The organism is Citrobacter enshiensis (assembly GCF_029338175.1).
Lineage (GTDB): Bacteria > Pseudomonadota > Gammaproteobacteria > Enterobacterales > Enterobacteriaceae > Citrobacter_D > Citrobacter_D enshiensis.
The window spans coordinates 764,908-787,163 of record NZ_CP119862.1 but is presented as its reverse complement, the minus strand read 5'-3'; the positions used below and the strand labels follow the sequence as shown (position 1 = coordinate 787,163).

The window sequence follows — 22,256 nt, the reverse complement described above, 5'->3', positions numbered from 1 at the left end:
CATGTCAAATTTGCAGGACTGGCAACGGCTGGCCAATAAGGAACTCAGCCGTCAGGAAAAAACCGTCGAGGATCTTGTACGCCACACGGCAGAAGGGATCGCCGTCAAGCCGTTATATACCCCCGCCGACCTCGACAACCTGGAAGTGATGGATACCCTCCCCGGCCTGCCGCCGTATGTTCGTGGCCCACGCGCCACCATGTACACGGCGCAACCCTGGACCATTCGCCAGTACGCCGGTTTCTCAACCGCCAAAGAGTCCAATGCCTTTTACCGTCGCAACCTCGCTGCGGGGCAAAAAGGGTTATCCGTGGCGTTTGATCTCGCCACCCATCGCGGTTACGACTCTGACAATCCACGTGTGGCTGGCGATGTGGGTAAAGCCGGTGTCGCCATTGATACCGTGGAAGATATGAAAGTCCTGTTCGACCAGATCCCACTGGATAAGATGTCCGTCTCCATGACCATGAACGGCGCGGTATTGCCGGTAATGGCGTTCTATATCGTGGCTGCAGAAGAACAGGGCGTCACACCAGAACAACTCACCGGCACGATTCAAAACGATATCCTGAAAGAGTACCTGTGCCGCAACACCTATATTTATCCGCCAAAACCCTCCATGCGCATTATCGCCGACATCATTGCCTGGTGTTCGGGCAATATGCCGCGCTTCAACACCATCAGTATCAGCGGTTATCACATGGGTGAAGCAGGCGCCAACTGTGTACAGCAGGTCGCGTTCACCCTGGCGGACGGCATTGAATACATCAAGGCGGCACTCTCCGCAGGGCTGAAAATTGATGATTTTGCCCCCCGCCTATCCTTCTTCTTCGGGATCGGCATGGATCTGTTTATGAACGTCGCCATGCTGCGCGCCGCACGTTATCTGTGGAGCGAAGCGGTCAGCAGTTTTGGGGCGACCAACCCGAAATCGCTGGCGCTGCGCACCCACTGCCAGACCTCCGGCTGGAGTCTGACCGAGCAGGATCCCTATAACAATGTCATCCGCACCACCATTGAAGCGCTTGGCGCTACGCTTGGCGGTACCCAGTCTCTCCATACCAACGCCTTCGATGAAGCGTTAGGTCTGCCTGGCGATTTTTCGGCGCGTATCGCCCGTAACACGCAAATCATTATTCAGGAAGAGTCAGAAATTTGTCGCACCGTCGATCCGCTGGCCGGCTCTTACTATGTAGAGTCACTGACCGATCAGGTCGTCAAGCAGGCGCGAGCGATCATCCAGCAGATCGACGAGGCGGGCGGCATGGCGAAGGCTATCGAAGCCGGACTGCCAAAACGGATGATCGAAGAGGCTTCCGCTCGCGAACAGTCGCTGATCGATCAGGGCAAACGGGTGATCGTCGGTGTGAATAAATACAAGCTGGAGAAAGAAGATGAAACGTCAGTGCTGGAAATAGACAATGTTAAAGTCCGCAACGAGCAAATTGCCTCACTGAAACACATCCGTGCCACCCGCGACGACGCGACGGTCAAATCCGCACTGAGCGCCCTCACCCATGCCGCACAACATAATGAAAACCTGCTTGCCGCCGCAGTGATTGCCGCCCGGGCTCGCGCCACGTTGGGTGAAATTTCCGACGCGCTGGAAACGGCTTTCGACCGTTACCTGGTCCCCAGCCAGTGCGTCACCGGCGTGATTGCGCAAAGCTATCATCAATCCAGCAAGTCCGCCGCTGAGTTCGACGCCATCCTTGCGCAAACCGAACAGTTTCTCACCGACCATGGCCGCCGCCCGCGGATCCTGATCGCCAAAATGGGCCAGGATGGTCACGATCGCGGCGCGAAAGTGATCGCCAGCGCCTATTCCGATCTCGGTTTCGACGTTGATCTCAGCCCGATGTTTTCCACGCCAGAAGAGATCGCCCGTCTGGCGATCGAAAACGATGTACACGTGGTAGGCGCATCGTCGCTGGCCGCCGGTCATAAAACGTTGATCCCTGAACTGGTGACAGCGCTCAAAAACTGGGGGCGCGAAGATATTTTAGTCGTGGCAGGCGGCGTGATCCCGCCTCAGGATTACGCCTTCCTGCAACAACGCGGCGTCGCGGCAATTTATGGTCCCGGCACCCCCATGCTGGAAAGCGTACGCGACGTGTTGACCCGCATTGGTCAACATCATGATTAACGACGCCACGCTGGCAGAGTCTATCCGGCGATTACGGCTGGGCGATCGCGCCACGCTCGCTCAGGCCATGACGCTAATAGAAAGCCGCCATCCCGGACATCAGACGCTGAGCACAACACTGCTGGATGCGATCATGCCGTTCACCGGTCACGCCCTGCGCCTGGGCATTACCGGTACGCCAGGCGCGGGAAAGAGCACCTTTCTGGAAGCATTCGGCATGTTGCTTATCCGCCACGGTTTGAAAGTGGCTGTTATCGCCGTCGACCCGAGCAGCCCGGTGAGCGGCGGCAGTATTCTCGGGGACAAAACCCGCATGACGGAACTGGCGCGCTCCGATGCCGCGTTTATTCGCCCGGTGCCCTCCAGCGGGCATTTGGGCGGAACCAGCCAGCGCGCTCACGAATTGATGCTGCTCTGCGAAGCGGCGGGCTTCGATGTGGTCATTGTCGAAACCGTTGGCGTGGGTCAGTCAGAAATTGAAGTCGCCCGCATGGTGGACTGCTTTGTCTCGCTGCAAATCGCGGGCGGTGGCGACGAACTGCAAGGGATCAAAAAAGGGATCATGGAGATGGCGGACCTGATCGTCATCAACAAGGATGACGGCGACAATCGCCCCAACGTCGCCATTGCCCGCCATATGTATGAATCCGCGTTGCACATTTTACGCCGCAAGTACGAAGAGTGGCAGCCACAGGTTCTGGCCTGCAGCGCGCTTGAAAAACGCGGCATTGAAGAGATCTGGCAGACCATCGCCGACTTCAGATCCGCACTCACCGCCAGCGGTCGGCTGGCGCAAGTTCGCCAGCAGCAGTCGGTAGAGTGGCTGCAAAAACAGACCGAAGAATCGGTGCTGCGCCTGCTCTTTACCCGTACCGAATTTGATCGTTATTTCCATCAAATGCTGCAGGCGGTCAAAAACAATGACCTGTCACCGCGTACCGGCCTGCGTCACATCAACGAATTTCTTCAGCATCAGTATTTTGAATAAAGGAACTTTTATGTCTTATCAATATGTTAACGTTGTCATTATCCATAAAGTTGCGGTTATTGAGTTTAACTATGCCCGTAAACTCAACGCCCTGAGTAAAGTCTTTATGGACGATTTAATGCAGGCGCTGAGCGACCTGAATCGACCGGACATTCGTTGCATTATTTTGCGCGCCCCCAGCGGGGCAAAAGTCTTCTCGGCGGGCCATGACATTCACGAACTGCCCACCGGACGGCGCGATCCACTCTCTTATGACGATCCGCTGCGTCAGATCACTCGCATGATCCAAAAATATCCCAAACCGGTGATCTCCATGGTCGAAGGCAGCGTCTGGGGCGGCGCGTTTGAAATGATCATGAGTTCCGATCTGATTATCGCCGCCAGCACATCGACCTTCTCGATGACCCCGGTCAATCTCGGCGTGCCGTATAACCTGGTGGGCATTCACAACCTGACGCGTGACGCAGGTTTCCACATCGTCAAAGAACTGATTTTTACCGCCTCCCCCATTACCGCACAACGGGCGCTGGCTGTCGGCATTCTTAACCATGTGGTCGATGTCGCCGAGCTGGAAGATTTCACCCTCCAGATAGCGCATCACATTTCAGAAAAAGCGCCTTTGGCAATTGCCGTCATCAAGGAAGAGCTACGCGTACTGGGTGAAGCGCACACCATGAATTCCGACGAATTTGAGCGTATCCAGGGAATGCGCCGCGCCGTTTACGACAGCGAGGACTATCAGGAAGGGATGAACGCGTTCCTGCAAAAACGGAAACCGAATTTTGTCGGTCATTAATAGCGTCCAACTAAGGAACGCAGGATGAAACGAATGAGCGCCGATGAAGCGGCGGAGTTTATTCAGCACGATGATATGGTTGCCTTCAGCGGTTTTACCCCGGCCGGATCGCCGAAAGCCCTGCCCGCCGCCATTGCCAGACGTGCCAGTGAAAAGCATGACGCACAACAGCCCTTTCAGATCCGTCTGCTGACCGGCGCCTCTATCGGCGCGGCGGCAGACGACGCACTGTCGGAGGCGGACGCCGTCTCCTGGCGAGCGCCCTATCAGACCTCCTCCGGCCTGCGGGAAAAAATCAATCAGGGGCAGGTTAATTTTGTCGATCTGCACCTGAGCGAAGTGGCGCAAATGGTCAATTACGGCTTCTTTGGCGACATTGACATTGCGGTGATCGAGGCCTCATCGATTGCACCGGATGGCCGGGTCTGGCTTTCCAGCGGGATCGGCAATGCGCCGACCTGGCTGCTGCGGGCGAAAAAGGTGATCATAGAACTGAATCACTACCATAGTCCGCGGGTCTCCGAACTGGCCGATATCGTCATTCCCGGCGCGCCGCCGAGACGTAATAGCGTACCTATTTTTCATACCATGGATCGCGTAGGTAGCCATTGTGTGCAGATTGATCCCAAAAAGATTGTCGCCCTGGTGGAAACCGAATTACCCGACGCCAGAAACACGACGACAAAAGAAAACCCGACCTGCCAGCAAATTGCCGACAACGTCGTGACGTTCTTACTCAATGAAATCGTGAATCAGCGCATTCCACCTGAATTTCTGCCCCTGCAAAGCGGGGTTGGCAATATTAACAATGCGGTCATGGCGAGACTTGGCGAAAATCCGGAGATCCCGCCGTTTATGATGTATTCCGAGGTACTGCAAGACTCGGTGGTGCATCTGCTGGAGACGGGGAAAATTACCGGCGCCAGCGCATCCAGCCTGACCGTTTCGGCTAATTCACTGCAGAAGATTTACGACAATATGGATTTCTTCGCCAGCCGCATCGTGCTCCGGCCACAGGAGATCTCCAATAATCCGGAGATTATTCGCCGCCTTGGTGTAATTGCACTGAATGTCGGTCTTGAGTTTGATATTTATGGCCACGCCAACTCGACGCATATTGCCGGTGTCAATCTGATGAATGGCATCGGCGGCAGCGGCGATTTTGAACGCAACGCCTATTTGTCTATCTTCATGGCGCCATCTATTGCGAAAGACGGGAAGATTTCAACGATTGTCCCGATGTGCAGTCACGTTGATCACAGTGAACACAGCGTGAAGGTCATTATTACCGAGCAAGGTATTGCTGATTTGCGCGGGTTATCCCCGCTTCAGCGCGCGCGCACGATTATCGACAACTGCGCGCATCCGCTGTACCGGGATTATCTGCACCGTTATCTGGAAAATGCCCCCGGCGGGCATATCCATCACGATCTTAGTCACGCGTTTGATCTCCACCGCAACCTGCAGGAAAGCGGTTCGATGCTCGGTTAGTTCGCGGTACCGTCACGATCTTCGGCAATATGCTGAAGCATCGTGGCGGTATAACGATGGTTCTTCAAGGAATAGAGAAACTCACGCATATACATCGGGCTGTGCGGCGCGTCGAAATACTTGAGTTTTGCCGGATTCACCAGACGCCAGGCAAAATGCGGTATTACCGTCAAAAACTGTCCGCGCTCTACGGCGCTAATCTTCGCCATAAAACTGTACGGCCGATAGATAATCGTAGGGCTAATCCCACACGGGCGCATATACGCATCCAGCATTGCTTCAAAATTGGCTCTGTTCTGGAAGCGCATTTGTAGCCAGGGTAATTCCTGTAAGAGCTCCTGCGGTTGCCTCTCTTCATAACGCCGGGAGACCAGAAACCCCAGACGCAGCGGCGGTAAGTCTGTCACGGTGAGATTGTCCAGCTGCTGGACGCGGGCTGAAACCTGCTGCGGCGAAAGAATAAAGTCGAGCTTTCTGTCGAACAAGTTATCGATCACCCCGTTCTCGCTAAATTCAACGGCCTGCGCGGTCACGCCGTCATACTTGTCACCGAGGCTTATCAGCTGATCGAAAATAATGGTGGGATAGGTATTGTCGATTCCGATCACAATATTGCGCGAGCGGCGGGCCGAGTGGTGAATTTCGTTATCGATTGCGGATAAACGCTGATAAATCGGAAAAAGTTTTTGATACAGCTCCTGCCCCGCTTTGTTCAGGCTGATGCTGTTATCTTTGCGGGTAAACAGCGTGTAACCAATCTGGTCCTCCAGCGCCGAAATGCTTTTGCCAAAGGGAGAGGCCGTCATATGTATTTTTTCCGCCGCTCTGACAATATTATTGGTTTGCGCTAACAGAATGAAATTGCGCATCTTCTTTGAAATAAAGATATCCATAGTCACCTCAAAAATTCACTATGGCATATCCTCATGCAGTTGAAGAAAAAGACTGGATGTGGCGTCCCACTTTTACAGTTGCTCACAGAATAAATGCGGGAAATAAGGAAAGGACTAAAAACCCGGCAGTGACGCCGGGTTCTGTAGATTATTGGGCTTTAGGGGGAGTTGCCTGTTGCTGCCCTGCGGCAGGTTCCAACTGGAATACCACATCGACCTGATCGCCAAACTGGATGGTCGGCTGCTCATAGCTTTCCTCAGCCGACACGGCAGGCGCCGCATCCGCTTTCATCATCCGTACCACCGGGCTGGGCTGATAATTGGAGACGTGGTAGCGCACACTGTAGACCGGTCCCAGCTTGCTGTTAAAACCCGCCGCCAGTTGCTGAGCCTGATGGATTGCATCGTCAATCGCCGCTTTACGCGCCTTGTCTTTATATTCTTCCGGCTGCGCAACACCCAGCGAGACTGAACGGATCTCGTTCAAACCGGCCTTCAGTGCGCCATCCAACAGGGCGTTAAGTTTATCCAGCTGACGCAGAGTCACTTCAACGGTACGCACCGCACGGTAGCCTTTCAGGACACTTTTACCATTCTGATAATCGTAGTCCGGCTGCGTGCGCAGGTTGGCTGAACTGATATCTTTCTTCGCTATCTGATTTTGCTCAAGGAAGGAAAGATACTGCGCCACGCGCTCGTCCGCCTGCTTCTTGGCGGTTGCCGCATCTTTCGCCGCAACATTGACTTCAATCGCCAGCGTCGCGATATCTGGAGTCGCATCCACACTTGCTGTACCGGAAGTCACAATGTGCGGTCCGGCAGGTAATTCATTTGCCTGTACCGAGATTGCACTGAATCCGACTAATGCCGCCAGGGCCATCATTTTGAACTTCACTGTCGCTCCTCCATGTTTCGTTAATCGCCCTGAAACTCAGGGCGCATGCAGGCAAGCTTAGCGGGTATCTGCATATTGTCTATCAGACCAGGCCTAAATAAAGAGAGCATGAACGTGCGCAACACCTTCTTTTGCCAGTTGAAAAGCGATAAACCACATCACCAGACCCACCAGAATATTAATCGTGCGTTGGGCTTTAGCGGTACGCAGCCTCGGCGCCAGCCAGGCGGCCAGCAGCGCCAGGCCAAAGAACCAAAGAAATGACGCACTTACCGTACCGAGAGCGAACCAGCGTCGGGGTTCGACATCCAGCTGTCCACCCAGACTCCCCAGCACCACAAAGGTATCCAGATAAACATGCGGATTCAGCCATGTTACCGCCAGCATGGTGGCGATGATTTTCCAGCGCCCCTGTTTCATCACTTCCGCGCTGGCGAGTTCCAGGTTACTGCTCATTGCCGTTTTTAACGCGCCGAAGCCATACCACAGGAGAAAGGCCACGCCGCCCCAGGTAACCAGCGCCATCAGCCACGGCGACTGCATTAACAATGCGCTGCCGCCAAAGATCCCCGCACAAATCAGCAGTAAGTCGCTGACAGCGCAAAGTAAGGCAATCATCAGGTGATACTGCCGACGAATCCCCTGATTCATGACAAACGCATTCTGTGGGCCGAGCGGTAAAATCATGGCCGCGCCGAGCGCAAGCCCTTGAAAATAATAAGACAACACGTTAAACATCCCGAACTATTCATCTTTAGTGCAGACTATAGCGCGGCAAAATCATTAGCGGAAATTGATAATTTTAATCACAGATTAGAGGAATTAATGGAGAGAGAAGAAAATGCCGGATGACAGCGAATGCTTGATACGGACGACGAAAGACTGCCGTTGTAGGCCTGATAGCATCGCGCCATCAGGCCATACGAAAACGTAAAAATTACTCTGCCGCGCTCTCTTTCACGCGCTTGAAGTTGACGTCCATTTTCGGCGACGGGAAGCGAATGCCCTGCGCATCAAACTCACGCTTAATGCGTTCCAGCACATCCCAATACACTTCTTGCAGATCGCCGCTGTTGCTCCAGGCACGCACCACGAAATTAATCGATGACGCGCCCAGCTCATTCAGACGTACCGTCATTTCACGGTCTTTCAGAATGCGATCTTCAGACTGAATGATATCGGTCAGGATCTTTTTCACCTGATCAATATCGGAATCGTATGTCACACTGATAATAAATTCGTTACGGCGAACCGGCTCACGGGAAAAGTTAATAATATTTCCGGCGATGATTTTACCGTTCGGGATCACCACGATTTTACCGTCCAGGGTACGCATGGTGGTGGAGAAAATTTGCACGTTAAGTACCGTTCCCGCGACGCCGCCCAGGTCAACGTACTCACCGGCACGGAACGGACGGAACATCACCAGCAATACCCCTGCCGCGAGGTTTGACAAAGACCCCTGCAGCGCCAGACCAACGGCTAAACCTGCGGCACCCAGTACAGCAATGACGGAGGCGGTCTGAACCCCAACGCGACCCAGTGCCGCAATCAGCGTAAAGGCGATGATACCGTAACGAACCAGCGCAGAGAGAAAGTCCGCGACCGTCGTATCAATTTGACGCGCAACCATCAGACGGTTCACGGTATTCGACACGATACGCGCCACGATCATCCCGACGATGATGATAGCGATTGCAGCAACGATGTTAACGGCATAACTCAGCAGTAATGCCTGGTTGCGAATCAGCCAGGTGCCTGCACCGTTAATGCTGTCGACAACATTGAGATCTTCCATTCACTATTCCTTTTTTGCTTACCCAAACGGGAGAAATAAAGCCGGCCCCAACAGACTGGCAGTTTGACAAGAGTAAACAAAAAGGACGGATTCTGCCAAGTTGATCACACATTCAGTACTGACAGTATCTTGAATTCATCATAAAAAAGGCCCGCAAATGCGGGCCTCGTGTCATGCAGAATGGCTTACATTACAGAACGTCAACCGCGTTCAGTTCAGTAAAAGCCTGCTCCAGACGGGTGATCATGGTTGCCTGACCAGCACGCAGCCATACGCGCGGATCGTAGTATTTCTTGTTCGGCTGATCTTCGCCTTTCGGGTTGCCCAGTTGGCCCTGCAGGTAAGCTTCGTTCGCTTTGTAGTAGTTCAGAACACCTTCCCAGGTCGCCCATTGGGTGTCGGTATCGATGTTCATTTTCACTACGCCGTAGCTTACGGAGTCTTTGATTTCCTGAGCAGTAGAACCGGAACCGCCGTGGAAAACGAAGTTCAGGCTGTTGTGCGGCAGGTTATGTTTCTTAGAAACATAGTCCTGAGAGTCGCGCAGGATGGTCGGAGTCAGAACCACGTTACCTGGCTTGTAGACGCCGTGTACGTTACCGAAGGAAGCGGCGATGGTGAAGCGTGGGCTGATTTTGCTCAGCTCGGTGTACGCGTAATCAACGTCTTCCGGCTGGGTGTACAGTGCAGAAGCGTCCATGTGGCTGTTGTCTACGCCATCTTCTTCACCACCGGTGCAACCCAGTTCGATTTCCAGGGTCATGCCCATTTTGGACATGCGCGCCAGATATTTGGAGCAGATTTCGATGTTCTCTTCCAGAGACTCTTCAGACAGGTCGATCATGTGAGAAGAGAACAGCGGCTTGCCGGTAGCAGCAAAGTGTTTTTCACCCGCGTCCAGCAGACCGTCGATCCACGGCAGCAGTTTCTTCGCGCAGTGGTCAGTGTGCAGGATAACCGGAACACCGTAGTGTTCAGCCATCTGATGAACGTGATGCGCACCAGAGATAGCACCCAGGATTGCTGCGCCCTGAGGAACATCAGACTTCACGCCTTTACCCGCGATGAAAGAAGCACCACCGTTAGAGAACTGAACGATAACCGGCGCTTTAACTTTTGCAGCGGTTTCCAGAACGGCGTTAATGGAGTCGGTACCGACGCAGTTAACTGCTGGCAGAGCGAAGTTGTTTTCTTTTGCTACCTGGAACACTTTCTGTACGTCATCACCAGTGATTACGCCTGGTTTTACGAAATCAAAAATTTTAGACATGTTTCGTTGTCCTGTATCGTCGGGCCTTAGAAAATGGTGCGTGCTTGCAAAGCGCGCTGAAAATTGGGCAGGTTTCCCTGCCCTTTAATGACTTACTTCTTAGCGCGCTCTTCGAGCATTGCTACTGCCGGCAGTACTTTGCCTTCCACGAATTCGAGGAATGCGCCGCCGCCAGTGGAAATGTAGGAGATCTTGTCAGCGATACCGAACAGGTCGATAGCTGCCAGAGTGTCGCCGCCGCCAGCGATGGAGAATGCTTCGCTGTCTGCAATGGCGTTAGCAACGATTTCAGTACCTTTACGGAAGTTCGGGAATTCAAACACGCCTACCGGACCGTTCCACAGAATGGTTTTTGCATTCTTCAGGATTTCAGCCAGTTGCTGTGCAGAAGCATCACCGATATCCAGGATCTGCTCGTCTTCTTTAACGTCAGAAACAGATTTCAGGGTAGCCGCTGCAGTTTCAGAGAATTCAGTCGCTACGCGAACGTCAGCCGGAACCGGGATGTCACAAATAGTCAGCAGACGTTTTGCTTCATCAACCAGGTCAGCTTCGTACAGGGATTTGCCGACGTTGTGGCCTTGAGCAGCAACGAAGGTGTTGGCGATACCACCGCCCACGATCAGCTGGTCAGCGATTTTAGACAGAGAATCCAGAACGGTCAGTTTGGTAGAAACTTTAGAACCACCAACGATAGCCACCATCGGGCGAGCCGGTTCTTTCAGTGCTTTGCCCAGTGCTTCCAGTTCGTCAGCCAACAGCGGGCCTGCGCAAGCAACGTCTGCGAATTTACCGATACCGTGAGTAGAAGCCTGTGCACGGTGAGCCGTACCGAAGGCATCCATGACGAATACGTCGCACAATGCAGCGTATTTTTTGGACAGTGCTTCGTCGTCTTTCTTCTCGCCTTTGTTAAAGCGAACGTTTTCCAGAACCACCAGTTCACCGGCTGCAACTTCAACGCCGTCCAGGTAATCTTTTACCAGACGAACCGGGTTAGACAGTTTGTCTTTCAGGTAGTTAACAACCGGCAGCAGAGAGAATTCTTCGTTGTACTCGCCTTCGGTAGGACGACCCAGGTGGGAAGTTACCATCACTTTTGCACCCTGCTTCAGGGCCAGTTCGATGGTTGGCAGGGAAGCACGGATACGCGCGTCGCTGGTTACTTTCCCTTCTTTAACTGGTACGTTCAGATCCGCACGGATAAAAACACGTTTACCAGCAAGATCCAGATCGGTCATCTTAATTACAGACATGGTGAATCCTCTCGTTGATTCTTAAAGTTTTGCAAGCGCTCACGCGCCTTACCTGAAACCAATAGCAGCCATAGCTAACGTTGTGTCGAGCATGCGGTTAGCAAAGCCCCATTCATTATCGCACCAGACCAGTGTTTTGATCAGGTGAGCACCACTCACACGCGTTTGAGTGCCATCAACAATGGCGCTGTGCGGGTCGTGGTTAAAATCTACAGAGACCAACGGTAATTCCGTATAGTCAACTATACCATGAAATGCACCTTGTGCTGCTTTTTGCAGCAACTGATTGACTTCATTGGCTTTTACTGGTTTTTTCACCGTCACGCTTAAGTCGATCGCCGTCACATTTATGGTCGGCACGCGGACGGCAATCGCTTCGAATCGATCGTTGAATTGCGGAAAAATTCGCGTAATACCGACGGCCAGTTTGGTATCAACCGGAATAATCGACTGGCTCGCAGCTCGCGTACGCCGCAGGTCAGAATGATACGCATCAATCACCTGTTGATCGTGCATAGCCGAGTGGATCGTGGTGACGGTTCCGGACTCAATGCCATAAGCATCATCCAACAACTTGATGACCGGAATAATGCAATTGGTGGTGCAGGAGGCATTCGAGACAATGTGGTGTTCTGCCCGCAACTGTTCCTGATTCACGCCAAATACCACGGTGGCGTCGAGATCGTTGCTGCCAGGATGTGAAAAGAGCACTTTCTTTGCGCCAGCGGCGATATGTGCCTCGCCGTGCTCGCGGTTGCCGTAGACACCGGTGCAATCCAACACGACGTCAACACCCAGTTCACGCCAGGGAAGCGCGTCGAGAGTCCGTTCGTGCAAAATGCGAATAGCATCATCGCCAACGATGAGCTGATCGCGCTCCTGGCGAACATCCCAGGCAAAACGCCCATGGCTGGTGTCATATTTCAACAAATGCGCCATGCCTGCAGCATCCGCCAGTTCGTTGATTGCCACCACGGTGATTTCCGCCCGACGTCCGGATTCATACAAAGCACGAACCACATTACGTCCGATACGACCAAAGCCATTAATCGCTACGCGTACGGTCATAGGTCTCCTGCAAGGCTATCCCGATTCAAATGAGGCTGACAGAGTAATCCAGCAAATCGTCGAGGAAAACCTTACCTGTCGCAAACTGCGACTGATTGATTACTTGTCGAACATTTAATCGACTGAAACGCTTCAGCTAGAATAAGCGAAACCAGGAATAAAAGGAATGATTGTCCAGTCAAAGAACGCAGTTATCTGACTTACGTCACATTTCGGCACCCACTCGCCTCTGTTTTATTCCATATTCCAGAATTGCGAATAAGCGTAGCAAGATCTTTTCGTTGTCGCGTCGTAAATCCTGATTTATATCAGGAAGCACAGCCACCAGCGTCTATATTATCAGCTTTACGTCCGAGTCTCGGAGTCCCTCAAAATATGACTACATCTCATCTTCCCTCGTCTGAAGCACGGTTTTATGCGCTTCGTTTGCTTCCCGGTCAGGAAGTCTTCACACAGTTACATGCGTTTGTAAACCAACACCAGCTGCAAGCCGCCTGGATTGCAGGTTGTACCGGCAGTCTGACCGACATCGCCCTGCGATACGCCGGACAGGAAGAAACCACACTGCTTAGCGGAACGTATGAAGTGATCTCTCTGAGCGGCACGCTCGAACTCACTGGCGAACATCTGCATCTCTCAGTCTCAGATCCAAAGGGTGCCATGCTGGGCGGCCATATGATGCCTGGCTGCACCGTTCGCACCACGCTTGAACTGGTGATCGGCGAGCTGACCGCAGTGGCGTTTAACCGCCAGCCTTGTGCGATTTCCACCTATGACGAACTGGTTATTTCCCCCCGTTAATCCTTCACCTGGTAAGAGGTTTTTTATGGCGCGTCGTCAATTTTCCAGCCAGTCGCTGGTACTGATTGTGATTTCTATAGCCATCAATATGATCGGCGGACAGCTCATCAGCATGCTGAAACTGCCCATTTTTCTGGATTCTATCGGCACCCTGATAAGCGCAGTGCTGTTAGGTCCCGTCATTGGTATGTTGACCGGATTACTGACTAATCTACTCTGGGGATTGTTGACCGATCCTATTGCAGCGGCATTCGCGCCCGTCGCCATGATCATTGGCCTGGTCGCTGGATGGCTGGCACGGGCGGGCTGGTTTCGCACATTACCGAAAGTCGTGGCCAGCGGCGTGGTGATTACACTGGCGGTCACGCTGGTTGCCGTACCCTTGCGTACCGCGCTCTTTGGCGGGGTGACCGGCAGCGGCGCCGATCTGTTTATCGCCTGGATGCACTCTGTCGGCCAGAATCTGGTGGAATCTGTCGCCATTACCGTGCTGGGTGCCAATCTGGTCGATAAGATCCTGACGGCGGTTATCGTCTGGATGCTACTGCGACAGCTGCCGCTTCGCACTACACGCCATTTCCCCACAATGTCTGCCGTGCGCTAATGCACCCGTTCACCTCGTTAACCCTGTGGGCACTGGCGGCCTGCTCCACGTTGCTGCTGCCCACTAACACCATACTTCCTTTCTACAGCGGAGCCGCCTTTCTCTGTTTAGCGGGGGTGAAGGCCACACGTCAGCGGGCAAAATACGTTGCGTGGCTGATGCTTTCGCTGGGATTTGGCCTGTGGCTCGTGCACGGCGGCTGGCTTAGCGAGTGGATCAGCGGTAAGCCGCGCGATCCACAGCGCTGGGCGCAAGCCATCACGTTGTGGCTGCGGATTCTGGCGATTGTCTCCACGTCACAACTTTGGATGCAGTACGTGCCGGTTCGCCAGTTTATCCGCGCGCTGTTTGCGTCTCGTTTACCCCCTGGCGTCGCTTATCTGTTTGCGGGGCCGCTGCTGGTGGTAGAACAGCTCAGGCAACAACTGGCGATCATTCACGAAGCGCAGCGCGCACGCGGTGTGCCGCTGGATGAAGGCTGGTATCAGCGGCTTCGCGCCATGCCTGCGCTGATTGTTCCTCTGACACATAATGCCCTCAACGATCTGGCGGTACGCGGCGCAGCACTGGATATGCGGGCATTTCGATTACACCGACGCCGTACCACGCTATGGGCGCCAGCGGACAGTACGTTTCAGCGTGTGGCGCGCTACAGTATGGTGCTTTTCATGCTGGCGGAAGCGGGAGTCTGGATATGGTTACGCTAGAACAGTTTTGCTATCACCCGACACAGACCACACGCCCTGTGTCTAAGGTTAATTTCCACTACGCTGAACCCGGCATGGTGGCGATTTTTGGTGATAACGGCAGCGGGAAAAGCACGCTGGCTCAACTGATGGCCGGCTGGTACCCCGATTTTCTGCCTGGCGAGATTGAGGGCAAAGGATACCTTCTGGGCGCGCCGATCGGCGAGCGCACTTTGGTAGAGCAGTCACAAACCATTCAGCTCGTCCAGCAGTCGCCTTACCTGCAGCTTTCCGGTTGTACCTTCAGCGTGGAAGAAGAAGTCGCATTTGGTCCGGAAAATCTCGGGCTCAGCGAGGCGGAAATCATGCGCCGTATTGACCATGCACTCACTCTGACAGCATGTCAGACGCTACGCCATCGCCATCCTGGAACGCTCTCCGGCGGGGAGACGCAACGCGTGGTGATTGCCAGTGCATTAGCGATGCAACCGACGCTCCTGATCCTTGATGAAGCCTTCAGTCGTTTAACCGCACACGCCACCCAGTTGCTGCTGGAGCGTTTGCAGGACTGGGCGAAGGCGCAACAGGCGCTGATTATACTTTTCGAGCGCGACCCCGCGCCTTTTCTCGCGTATTGCCAACACACCTGGCAGCTTCATAACGGAGAATTGTCTGTACGATGCTAACGCTAACTGAGGTCAATTATCGCTGGCCGGGAGCCTCGGACGATTGTCTTCGGGCAATCTCACTGGAGATCAAAACAGGCGAATGGCTGGCGCTGACCGGTGATAATGGCGCGGGTAAATCCACGCTGCTGCGAGTGATGGCCGGGTTGCTCTCCCCGTCATCCGGTTCCATCCTCCTTCAGGGAAGACCGATTGCGCAACTGAAAAACCGTGAACGGGCAAACGTGTTCGGCGTCCTGTTTCAGGAAGCCGAAAACCAACTGTTTCACAGCAAAGTGTCAGAAGAAGTCGCCTTTGGATTGCGGTTACAAAAACGATCGCCGGATGAAGTTGCGCAACGCACCGCCGCCGCATTGCAATTGTGTCAGTTAGACGATGTTGCCGACGCGCATCCGCTGGATCTGCATACGGCGCAGCGCCGAATGGTCGCCGTTGCAAGCCTTGAAGCAATGGCGCCCGCCATTCTGATGCTTGATGAACCCAGCCGGGACTTTGACGCACACTGGCTGACCGTCTTCGAGAACTGGCTCGCGGTTTGCCGCCAGCGGGATACCAGCGTGATAGCAATTAGCCATGATGCTGCGTTTACACAGCGTCACTTTCCCCGGGTGGTTCGCCTTGAACAAGGTCATTTGTTAACCCCATCCCCGTTATCTTTACCCTGAGCGTTCAAAAAAAACGGGCCGCCTGAGCGACCCGTTTTTAACGAAAACAGCGTAATTACAGCAGCGATTTCGCTTTGGCAACGACGTTGTCAACGGTGAAGCCGAACTCTTCAAACAGCAGCTCTGCCGGTGCAGACTCACCGAAGGTGGTCATGCCGACGATGGCGCCGTTCAGGCCCACATACTTGAACCAGTAGTCTGCGATACCGGCTTCCACAGCAACACGTGCGGAAACGGCTTTCGGCAGTACGGATTCACGGTAAGCGGCATCCTGCTTGTCGAACGCGTCGGTAGACGGCATGGAAACCACGCGCGCCTTAACGCCTTCCGCAGACAGTTTGTCCCAGGCAGCCACGGCCAGTTCAACTTCAGAACCAGTAGCAATGAAGATCAGCTCAGGCTGGCCCGCGCAATCTTTCAGCACGTAACCACCGCGAGCGATGTTCGCCAGTTGCTCTTCGGTACGATCCTGCTGCGCCAGGTTCTGACGGGAAAGGATCAGTGCGGTCGGGCCGTCCTGACGCTCAACGCCATATTTCCACGCGACTGCGGATTCAACCTGGTCACACGGACGCCATGTGGACATGTTCGGGGTCACACGCAGAGAAGCCACCTGCTCTACTGGCTGGTGAGTCGGGCCATCTTCGCCCAGACCGATGGAGTCGTGGGTGTAGACCATCACCTGACGCTGTTTCATCAGCGCTGCCATACGTACGGCATTACGTGCGTATTCAACGAACATCAGGAAGGTAGAGGTGTACGGCAGGAAACCACCGTGCAGGGAAATACCGTTCGCGATAGCGGTCATACCGAATTCACGTACACCGTAATGGATGTAGTTACCGGCAGTATCTTCGTTGATCGCTTTAGAACCGGACCACAGGGTCAGGTTGCTTGGTGCCAGGTCAGCGGAACCGCCGAGGAATTCTGGCAGCAGCGGACCAAACGCTTCGATCGCATTCTGAGACGCTTTACGGCTGGCGATTTTGGACGGGTTAGCCTGCAGCTTAGCGATAAACTCGTTCGCTTTCGCGTCGAAGTCAGACGGCATTTCGCCTTTCATACGACGGGTGAATTCAGCGGCTTCCTGCGGGAAGGCTTTCGCGTAAGCGGCGAATTTCTCGTTCCATGCGGACTCTTTCGCCTGGCCTGCTTCTTTGGCATCCCACTGCGCGTAGATTTCAGACGGGATTTCGAACGGTGCGTGTTTCCAGCCCAGTTGCTCACGGGTCAGTGCAATTTCTGCATCGCCCAGCGGCGCACCGTGAGAATCGTGCGTACCGGCTTTGTTCGGGGAACCGAAACCGATGATGGTTTTGCACATCAGCAGGGACGGTTTGTCGGTCACAGCACGCGCTTCTTCTACTGCGCGTTTAATTGCTTGTGCATCATGTCCGTCAACACCACGCACCACGTGCCAGCCGTAGGCTTCGAAACGTTTAGCGGTATCATCGGTGAACCAGCCTTCAACATGACCATCGATAGAGATGCCGTTGTCATCGTAGAACGCAACCAGTTTACCCAGTTTCAGCGTACCGGCCAGGGAACATACCTCGTGAGAGATACCTTCCATCATGCAGCCATCGCCCATGAAAGCGTAGGTATAGTGGTTAACAATGTCGTGACCCGGACGGTTAAACTGCGCTGCCAACGTTTTTTCTGCGATAGCCATACCGACTGCGTTAGCAATACCCTGACCCAGCGGACCCGTAGTGGTTTCAACACCCGCGGTGTAACCCACTTCCGGGTGGCCCGGGGTTTTGGAATGCAGCTGACGGAAGTTCTGCAGCTCAGACATCGGCAGATCATAGCCGGTGAGGTGCAGCAGGCTGTAAATCAGCATGGAGCCGTGGCCGTTAGACAGCACGAAGCGGTCACGGTCAGCCCAGGCCGGGTTCTGAGGGTTGTGGTTCAGGAAATCACGCCACAGGACTTCGGCAATGTCAGCCATACCCATCGGGGCACCCGGATGACCGGATTTGGCTTTCTGTACTGCGTCCATGCTCAGCGCACGAATAGCATTGGCAAGCTCTTTACGTGAGGACATTTTGACTCCAGATCGGATGATGAAGGCCATACCCAAACGACTTGACGACCGCGCGTTTTGGGCTACGCCGGAAAAAAGTGCCAACAATGTAACCCAAGCCGCGAGCCATGTACATGGAGCATCCTTTTGCCGTTTCGGAAATCTCCTGAACACGATCGTAGGTTGCGCAATCTACTCGCTCATTTATAAGGATTCTCTTTATACTTTGTCTAAATTCCCTGCTCTTCAACAGCGGGAAATTTCAGATGATGGCAATAATCATTAACGTGGAATAATCACAATGAAAATTCGTTCTGCATTACTAGCCTGTGGAATTGCATTCGCTCTGACCGGTTGTCAGAACATGGATTCAGGCGGGCTGATGACGTCTGGTAGTGAAGCCTTACAGGCCTATAGCCTGAGTGATGCGCAGATCAAAACACTGAGCGACCAGGCATGCCAGGAGATGGACGGTAAGGCAACCATCGCCCCGGCCAGCAGTGAATACGCTAAACGTCTGAGCAAAATTGCGTCCGCGCTCGGTGACAACATCAACGGGCAGCCAGTGAACTACAAAGTGTATATGGCGAAAGACGTGAACGCGTTTGCGATGGCCAACGGCTGTATTCGTGTCTATAGCGGACTGATGGATATGATGACCGACAACGAAGTCGAGGCGGTGATCGGCCACGAAATGGGGCACGTTGCGCTCGGTCACGTGAAGAAAGGGATGCAGGTTGCACTGGGCACTAACGCCGTTCGCGTCGCCGCAGCCTCTGCAGGCGGTATCGTTGGTAGCCTGTCACAATCGCAATTAGGCGATCTTGGCGAAAAACTGGTGAACTCGCAGTTCTCCCAGCGCCAGGAGTCCGAAGCGGATGACTATTCGTACGATCTGTTGCGTAAACGTGGGATTGACCCATTGGGGCTGGCCACCAGCTTTGAGAAACTGGCCAGGTTAGAAGCGGGCCGTCAAAGCTCCATGTTCGACGATCACCCCGCGTCTGCCGAACGTGCGCAACATATTCGCGATCGTATGACGACAGACGGGATCAAGTAACGATTGAATCACGCCTTATCCGGCCTACAAAACACACTGTCTGTAGCGCCGGATAAGCGTCAGCGGCATCCGGCGCTACAAGCGATTATTCGCCTTTCTTCGCCGCCTGGATGTAGAGCATTTCCAGCGCCAGGGTCGCCGCAGCCAGCGCGGTGATTTCAGACTGATCGTAGGCCGGAGCCACTTCGACCACGTCCATACCGACGATATTCAGATCTTTCAGACCGCGCACCAGCTTAATGGCGCGATCGGTGGTCAGGCCGCCGATCACCGGTGTGCCGGTGCCAGGCGCAAAGGCCGGATCCAGCGCATCGATATCAAACGTCAGATAGACCGGCATATCACCGACAATCTGCTTCACCTGCGCGATAATGTCGTCCACGCCACGATCGTTGACCTGGCAGGCATCCAATACGGTAAAACCGTTATCTTTGTCGAACTCGGTACGAATGCCGATCTGCACAGAATGGTTCGGATCGATCAGACCTTCGTTCGGCGCGGTAAAGAACATGGTGCCGTGGTCAAATTCACAACCGTTGGCGTAGGTGTCGGTATGCGCATCAAAATGCACCAGCGCCATTTTACCGAAGTGCTTCGCGTGCGCGCGCAGCAGCGGCAGCGTCACGAAGTGGTCGCCGCCGAAGGAGAGCATACGTTTACCGGCGGAAAGCAGCTTTTCTGCGTGCGCCTGTAATTTCTCACTCATTTCGCGGGCATCGCCAAACGCATACACCAGATCGCCGCAGTCCACGACGTTCAGGCGTTCGCGCATGTCGAAGTTCCACGGGAAGCGGTTGTGCTCCCAGGCCAGGTTGGTTGATACCTGACGGATCGCCGCCGGACCGTGACGACCGCCGGCACGACCAGACGTTGCCATATCAAACGGAACGCCGGTGATCACCCAGTCGGCATCGCTGTCGTACGGCTGGAAGTTCATCGGAAGGCGTAAAAAACCAAACGCGTTAGATACCAGAGAGTTATCGTACTGATGACCTAAAGTGCTCATGTCCTGACCTCTTATAAAATCACTGTAAAAAAAATCCCCTCCGCGTCGTTAGGCCCGACGAGGAAGGGATTGATTTGCATATCACGTATTGGGCGTAATTATCGCCGTTAAATTGCTCAGGTTCAAGTGAACCTGACAGCGGCCTTACTCGTCTTCGAGGTAAGTATACCCATAGAGTCCGGCTTCAAACTCTTCAAGGAACTGCTGTTGCAACGCATCGTCCAGATCGGTCTGTTTTACCTGATCGCGGAAATGGGTCAGCAGCGTGTTCGGATCCAGCTGTACGTATTGCAGCATGTCCGCCACGGTGTCGCCCTCATCGGACAGTTCAACTTCTACGCTGCCGTCCGGGAAGACAAACACATCAACTGCTTCGGTATCGCCGAACAGGTTATGCATGTTGCCGAGGATCTCCTGATACGCGCCGACCATAAAGAAGCCGAGCATTGGCGGATTCTCAGGATCGTATTCCGGCATCGGCATGGTGGTGGCAATACCGTCACCGTCGATGTAGTGATCGATAGCCCCGTCGGAATCACAGGTGATATCCAGCAACACTGCACGACGCTCAGGAACCTGATCCAGCCCTTCCAGCGGCAGAACCGGGAATAACTGGTCGATACCCCAGGCATCCGGCATTGACTGGAACAGCGAGAAGTTGACGTACACTTTGTCCGCCATACGTTCCTGCAGTTCGTCGATAATCGGGCGATGCGCGCGGTTTTGCGGATCCAGCTGTTTCTGCACTTCGTGACACATGCTGAGGTAAAGCTGTTCTGCCCACGCACGTTCCTGCAGGCTAAAGGTCCCGGAAGAGTAGCCGACATGGATATCATGCAGGTCCATCTGGCTGTCGTGCAGCCATTCGCGCAATGAGCGACGGGTGCCCGGTTCGTGCATCTCCTGCCAGGTTTCCCACATGCTTTGCAGCGCGCGCTGAGCATCTTCGCCAGGCGCCGTAGGTTCGGTATATTCGTTACGCTCAACGCCGATGATGTTGGAGACCAACACGGTGTGGTGTGCCGTCACCGCACGCCCGGATTCGGTGATCACCGTCGGATGCGGCAGGCCGTTCTCTTCGCAGGCATCGCCAATCGCCCAGATGATGTTGTTGGCGTATTCATTCAGGCCATAGTTTACGGAACAGTCAGACTGCGAGCGGGTCCCTTCGTAATCCACGCCCAGACCGCCGCCGACGTCGAAGCACTGAATATTGACGCCCAGCTTGTGCAGTTCAACGTAGAATCGCGAAGATTCGCGCACGCCGGTCGCGATGTCGCGGATGTTCGCCATCTGGGAACCAAGATGGAAATGCAGCAGTTGCAGGCTGTCCAGACGCCCGGCTTCACGCAGGGTTTCAACCAGTTGCAATACCTGAGTCGCCGCCAGGCCGAACTTGGATTTTTCACCGCCTGAAGACTGCCATTTGCCGGAGCCTTGTGACGCCAGACGCGCACGCACACCCAAACGCGGAATCACGTTCAGACGCTCGGCTTCATCCAGAACAATGGCGATTTCCGACATCTTCTCAATGACCAGATAGACCTTATGGCCCATCTTCTCGCCGATCAGCGCCAGACGGATATATTCACGATCTTTGTAGCCGTTACAGACAATCACGCTACGGGTCATTCCGGCATGCGCCAGAACCGCCATCAGCTCTGCTTTAGAGCCCGCTTCCAGTCCCAGCGGCTCGCCGGAATGGATCAGCGATTCAATCACCCGACGGTGCTGGTTAACTTTGATCGGGTAAACGAGGAAATAGTCGCCGTTGTAACCGTAGGATTCACGCGCACGTTTGAACGCGGCGTTAATCGAACGCAGACGGTGTTGCAGGATCTGCGGGAAGCAGAATAATGCAGGCAGACGCTGGCCTTGCGCTTCGCGCGCTTTTACCAGTTTGGCAAGATCAACGCGCGCGTCGGGGACGTCCGGGTCCGGGCACACACTGATGTGTCCCAGTTCATTGACGTCGTAGTAGTTATTGCCCCACCAGGCAATATTGTAAGTACGCAGCATCTTGCTGGCTTCCTGGGAACTCATTGCAACCTCCTGCATGGAGCGTAGTACACCCTGTCCGCCTGCTGACGAAAGCGAACCCATAGAAATGTCGTCAGACAT

Annotated in this window: 20 protein-coding genes; 10 read left to right on the top strand and 10 right to left on the bottom strand. The window is 54.2% G+C overall.

Annotated elements, in window-relative coordinates:
- Position 1 precedes the first annotated feature (1 nt).
- Genes scpA through P2W74_RS03845 form a run of 4 tightly spaced genes read left to right on the top strand, consistent with a single transcriptional unit; the run spans position 2 to position 5,421 of the window.
- Entirely contained in the window at positions 2–2,146 is a 2,145-nt protein-coding gene (gene scpA, locus P2W74_RS03860; protein ID WP_276293960.1) for a methylmalonyl-CoA mutase, read from the top strand.
- Positions 2,139–3,134 carry a methylmalonyl Co-A mutase-associated GTPase MeaB gene (gene meaB / locus P2W74_RS03855; RefSeq protein ID WP_276293959.1) on the top strand — a complete coding sequence of 332 codons (996 nt, stop codon included), beginning with the start codon at positions 2,139–2,141 and terminating at the stop codon, positions 3,132–3,134. Before scpA ends, meaB begins: the two co-directional genes overlap by 8 nt.
- A gap of 10 nt (positions 3,135–3,144) precedes the next feature.
- On the top strand, positions 3,145–3,930 hold the full coding sequence (gene scpB, locus P2W74_RS03850) for a methylmalonyl-CoA decarboxylase (protein ID WP_203360050.1): 786 nt from the start codon (positions 3,145–3,147) through the stop codon (positions 3,928–3,930).
- A gap of 24 nt (positions 3,931–3,954) precedes the next feature.
- A complete protein-coding gene (locus tag P2W74_RS03845) occupies positions 3,955–5,421 on the top strand; it encodes an acetyl-CoA hydrolase/transferase family protein (RefSeq protein ID WP_276293958.1) in 1,467 nt (488 codons plus the stop codon).
- On the opposite strand, the gene srsR is transcribed toward P2W74_RS03845, so the two are convergent.
- From srsR to epd, 7 genes are all read right to left on the bottom strand, one after another.
- Entirely contained in the window at positions 5,418–6,314 is an 897-nt protein-coding gene (srsR, locus tag P2W74_RS03840; RefSeq protein ID WP_271443923.1) for a LysR family transcriptional regulator SrsR, read from the bottom strand. The two genes, P2W74_RS03845 and srsR, sit on opposite strands and share 4 nt — an antisense overlap.
- A gap of 148 nt (positions 6,315–6,462) precedes the next feature.
- Positions 6,463–7,209 carry an oxidative stress defense protein gene (locus P2W74_RS03835; protein ID WP_192613425.1) on the bottom strand — a complete coding sequence of 249 codons (747 nt, stop codon included), beginning with the start codon at positions 7,207–7,209 and terminating at the stop codon, positions 6,463–6,465.
- Between the two features lie 93 nt (positions 7,210–7,302).
- A complete protein-coding gene (argO, locus tag P2W74_RS03830) occupies positions 7,303–7,938 on the bottom strand; it encodes an arginine exporter ArgO (protein WP_203360046.1) in 636 nt (211 codons plus the stop codon).
- Between the two features lie 208 nt (positions 7,939–8,146).
- Positions 8,147–9,007, bottom strand: coding sequence for a small-conductance mechanosensitive channel MscS (locus P2W74_RS03825; RefSeq protein WP_276293957.1), 861 nt, complete (start codon positions 9,005–9,007; stop codon positions 8,147–8,149).
- A gap of 190 nt (positions 9,008–9,197) precedes the next feature.
- Entirely contained in the window at positions 9,198–10,277 is a 1,080-nt protein-coding gene (fbaA, locus tag P2W74_RS03820; protein WP_276293956.1) for a class II fructose-bisphosphate aldolase, read from the bottom strand.
- Between the two features lie 92 nt (positions 10,278–10,369).
- Complete coding sequence (pgk, locus tag P2W74_RS03815) at positions 10,370–11,533, bottom strand: phosphoglycerate kinase (protein WP_276293955.1); 1,164 nt, start codon at positions 11,531–11,533, stop codon at positions 10,370–10,372.
- 48 nt (positions 11,534–11,581) lie between these two features.
- On the bottom strand, positions 11,582–12,601 hold the full coding sequence (epd, locus tag P2W74_RS03810) for an erythrose-4-phosphate dehydrogenase (RefSeq protein WP_276293954.1): 1,020 nt from the start codon (positions 12,599–12,601) through the stop codon (positions 11,582–11,584).
- Between the two features lie 375 nt (positions 12,602–12,976).
- Here epd and P2W74_RS03805 point away from each other — a divergent pair, with 375 nt between their 5' ends.
- The 5 genes from P2W74_RS03805 to P2W74_RS03785 are packed head-to-tail and all read left to right on the top strand — an operon-like array spanning position 12,977 to position 16,043.
- Positions 12,977–13,402, top strand: coding sequence for a PPC domain-containing DNA-binding protein (locus tag P2W74_RS03805; RefSeq protein ID WP_276293953.1), 426 nt, complete (start codon positions 12,977–12,979; stop codon positions 13,400–13,402).
- 25 nt (positions 13,403–13,427) lie between these two features.
- Entirely contained in the window at positions 13,428–14,006 is a 579-nt protein-coding gene (locus tag P2W74_RS03800) for an ECF transporter S component (RefSeq protein WP_276293952.1), read from the top strand.
- A complete protein-coding gene (locus P2W74_RS03795) occupies positions 14,006–14,713 on the top strand; it encodes an energy-coupling factor transporter transmembrane component T (RefSeq protein ID WP_276293951.1) in 708 nt (235 codons plus the stop codon). The genes P2W74_RS03800 and P2W74_RS03795 overlap by 1 nt, the downstream gene beginning before the upstream one ends.
- Positions 14,701–15,378 (top strand): ABC transporter ATP-binding protein, encoded by a 678-nt coding sequence (locus P2W74_RS03790; protein ID WP_276293950.1) that lies wholly within the window; start codon positions 14,701–14,703, stop codon positions 15,376–15,378. Before P2W74_RS03795 ends, P2W74_RS03790 begins: the two co-directional genes overlap by 13 nt.
- Positions 15,372–16,043 (top strand): ABC transporter ATP-binding protein, encoded by a 672-nt coding sequence (locus P2W74_RS03785; protein ID WP_276293949.1) that lies wholly within the window; start codon positions 15,372–15,374, stop codon positions 16,041–16,043. The genes P2W74_RS03790 and P2W74_RS03785 overlap by 7 nt, the downstream gene beginning before the upstream one ends.
- Positions 16,044–16,098: 55 nt before the next feature.
- On the opposite strand, the gene tkt is transcribed toward P2W74_RS03785, so the two are convergent.
- Positions 16,099–18,090, bottom strand: a complete 1,992-nt coding sequence (tkt, locus tag P2W74_RS03780) for a transketolase (protein ID WP_276293948.1) — start codon at positions 18,088–18,090, stop codon at positions 16,099–16,101.
- Positions 18,091–18,370: 280 nt separating this feature from the next.
- Between tkt and loiP the strand changes: the two genes are divergently transcribed.
- Positions 18,371–19,129: a metalloprotease LoiP gene (gene loiP / locus P2W74_RS03775; protein WP_276293947.1), complete on the top strand. Its 759-nt coding sequence runs from the start codon at positions 18,371–18,373 to the stop codon at positions 19,127–19,129.
- Positions 19,130–19,214: 85 nt separating this feature from the next.
- Here loiP and speB read toward each other — a convergent pair whose 3' ends face one another.
- Entirely contained in the window at positions 19,215–20,135 is a 921-nt protein-coding gene (gene speB, locus P2W74_RS03770) for an agmatinase (protein WP_162380198.1), read from the bottom strand.
- A gap of 144 nt (positions 20,136–20,279) precedes the next feature.
- A complete protein-coding gene (gene speA, locus P2W74_RS03765; protein WP_203360024.1) occupies positions 20,280–22,256 on the bottom strand; it encodes a biosynthetic arginine decarboxylase in 1,977 nt (658 codons plus the stop codon).

Coding starts and splice junctions, on each gene's coding strand:
- P2W74_RS03845 (WP_276293958.1), top strand. CDS start 3,955: ATGAAACGAATGAGCGCCGATGAAGCGGCGGAGTTTATTCAGCACGAT.
- tkt (WP_276293948.1), bottom strand. CDS start 18,090: ATGTCCTCACGTAAAGAGCTTGCCAATGCTATTCGTGCGCTGAGCATG.
- speA (WP_203360024.1), bottom strand. CDS start 22,256: ATGTCTGACGACATTTCTATGGGTTCGCTTTCGTCAGCAGGCGGACAG.
- scpB (WP_203360050.1), top strand. CDS start 3,145: ATGTCTTATCAATATGTTAACGTTGTCATTATCCATAAAGTTGCGGTT.
- meaB (WP_276293959.1), top strand. CDS start 2,139: ATGATTAACGACGCCACGCTGGCAGAGTCTATCCGGCGATTACGGCTG.
- loiP (WP_276293947.1), top strand. CDS start 18,371: ATGAAAATTCGTTCTGCATTACTAGCCTGTGGAATTGCATTCGCTCTG.
- P2W74_RS03805 (WP_276293953.1), top strand. CDS start 12,977: ATGACTACATCTCATCTTCCCTCGTCTGAAGCACGGTTTTATGCGCTT.
- fbaA (WP_276293956.1), bottom strand. CDS start 10,277: ATGTCTAAAATTTTTGATTTCGTAAAACCAGGCGTAATCACTGGTGAT.
- P2W74_RS03800 (WP_276293952.1), top strand. CDS start 13,428: ATGGCGCGTCGTCAATTTTCCAGCCAGTCGCTGGTACTGATTGTGATT.
- P2W74_RS03825 (WP_276293957.1), bottom strand. CDS start 9,007: ATGGAAGATCTCAATGTTGTCGACAGCATTAACGGTGCAGGCACCTGG.
- srsR (WP_271443923.1), bottom strand. CDS start 6,314: ATGGATATCTTTATTTCAAAGAAGATGCGCAATTTCATTCTGTTAGCG.
- scpA (WP_276293960.1), top strand. CDS start 2: ATGTCAAATTTGCAGGACTGGCAACGGCTGGCCAATAAGGAACTCAGC.
- pgk (WP_276293955.1), bottom strand. CDS start 11,533: ATGTCTGTAATTAAGATGACCGATCTGGATCTTGCTGGTAAACGTGTT.
- P2W74_RS03790 (WP_276293950.1), top strand. CDS start 14,701: ATGGTTACGCTAGAACAGTTTTGCTATCACCCGACACAGACCACACGC.
- epd (WP_276293954.1), bottom strand. CDS start 12,601: ATGACCGTACGCGTAGCGATTAATGGCTTTGGTCGTATCGGACGTAAT.
- speB (WP_162380198.1), bottom strand. CDS start 20,135: ATGAGCACTTTAGGTCATCAGTACGATAACTCTCTGGTATCTAACGCG.
- P2W74_RS03795 (WP_276293951.1), top strand. CDS start 14,006: ATGCACCCGTTCACCTCGTTAACCCTGTGGGCACTGGCGGCCTGCTCC.
- P2W74_RS03785 (WP_276293949.1), top strand. CDS start 15,372: ATGCTAACGCTAACTGAGGTCAATTATCGCTGGCCGGGAGCCTCGGAC.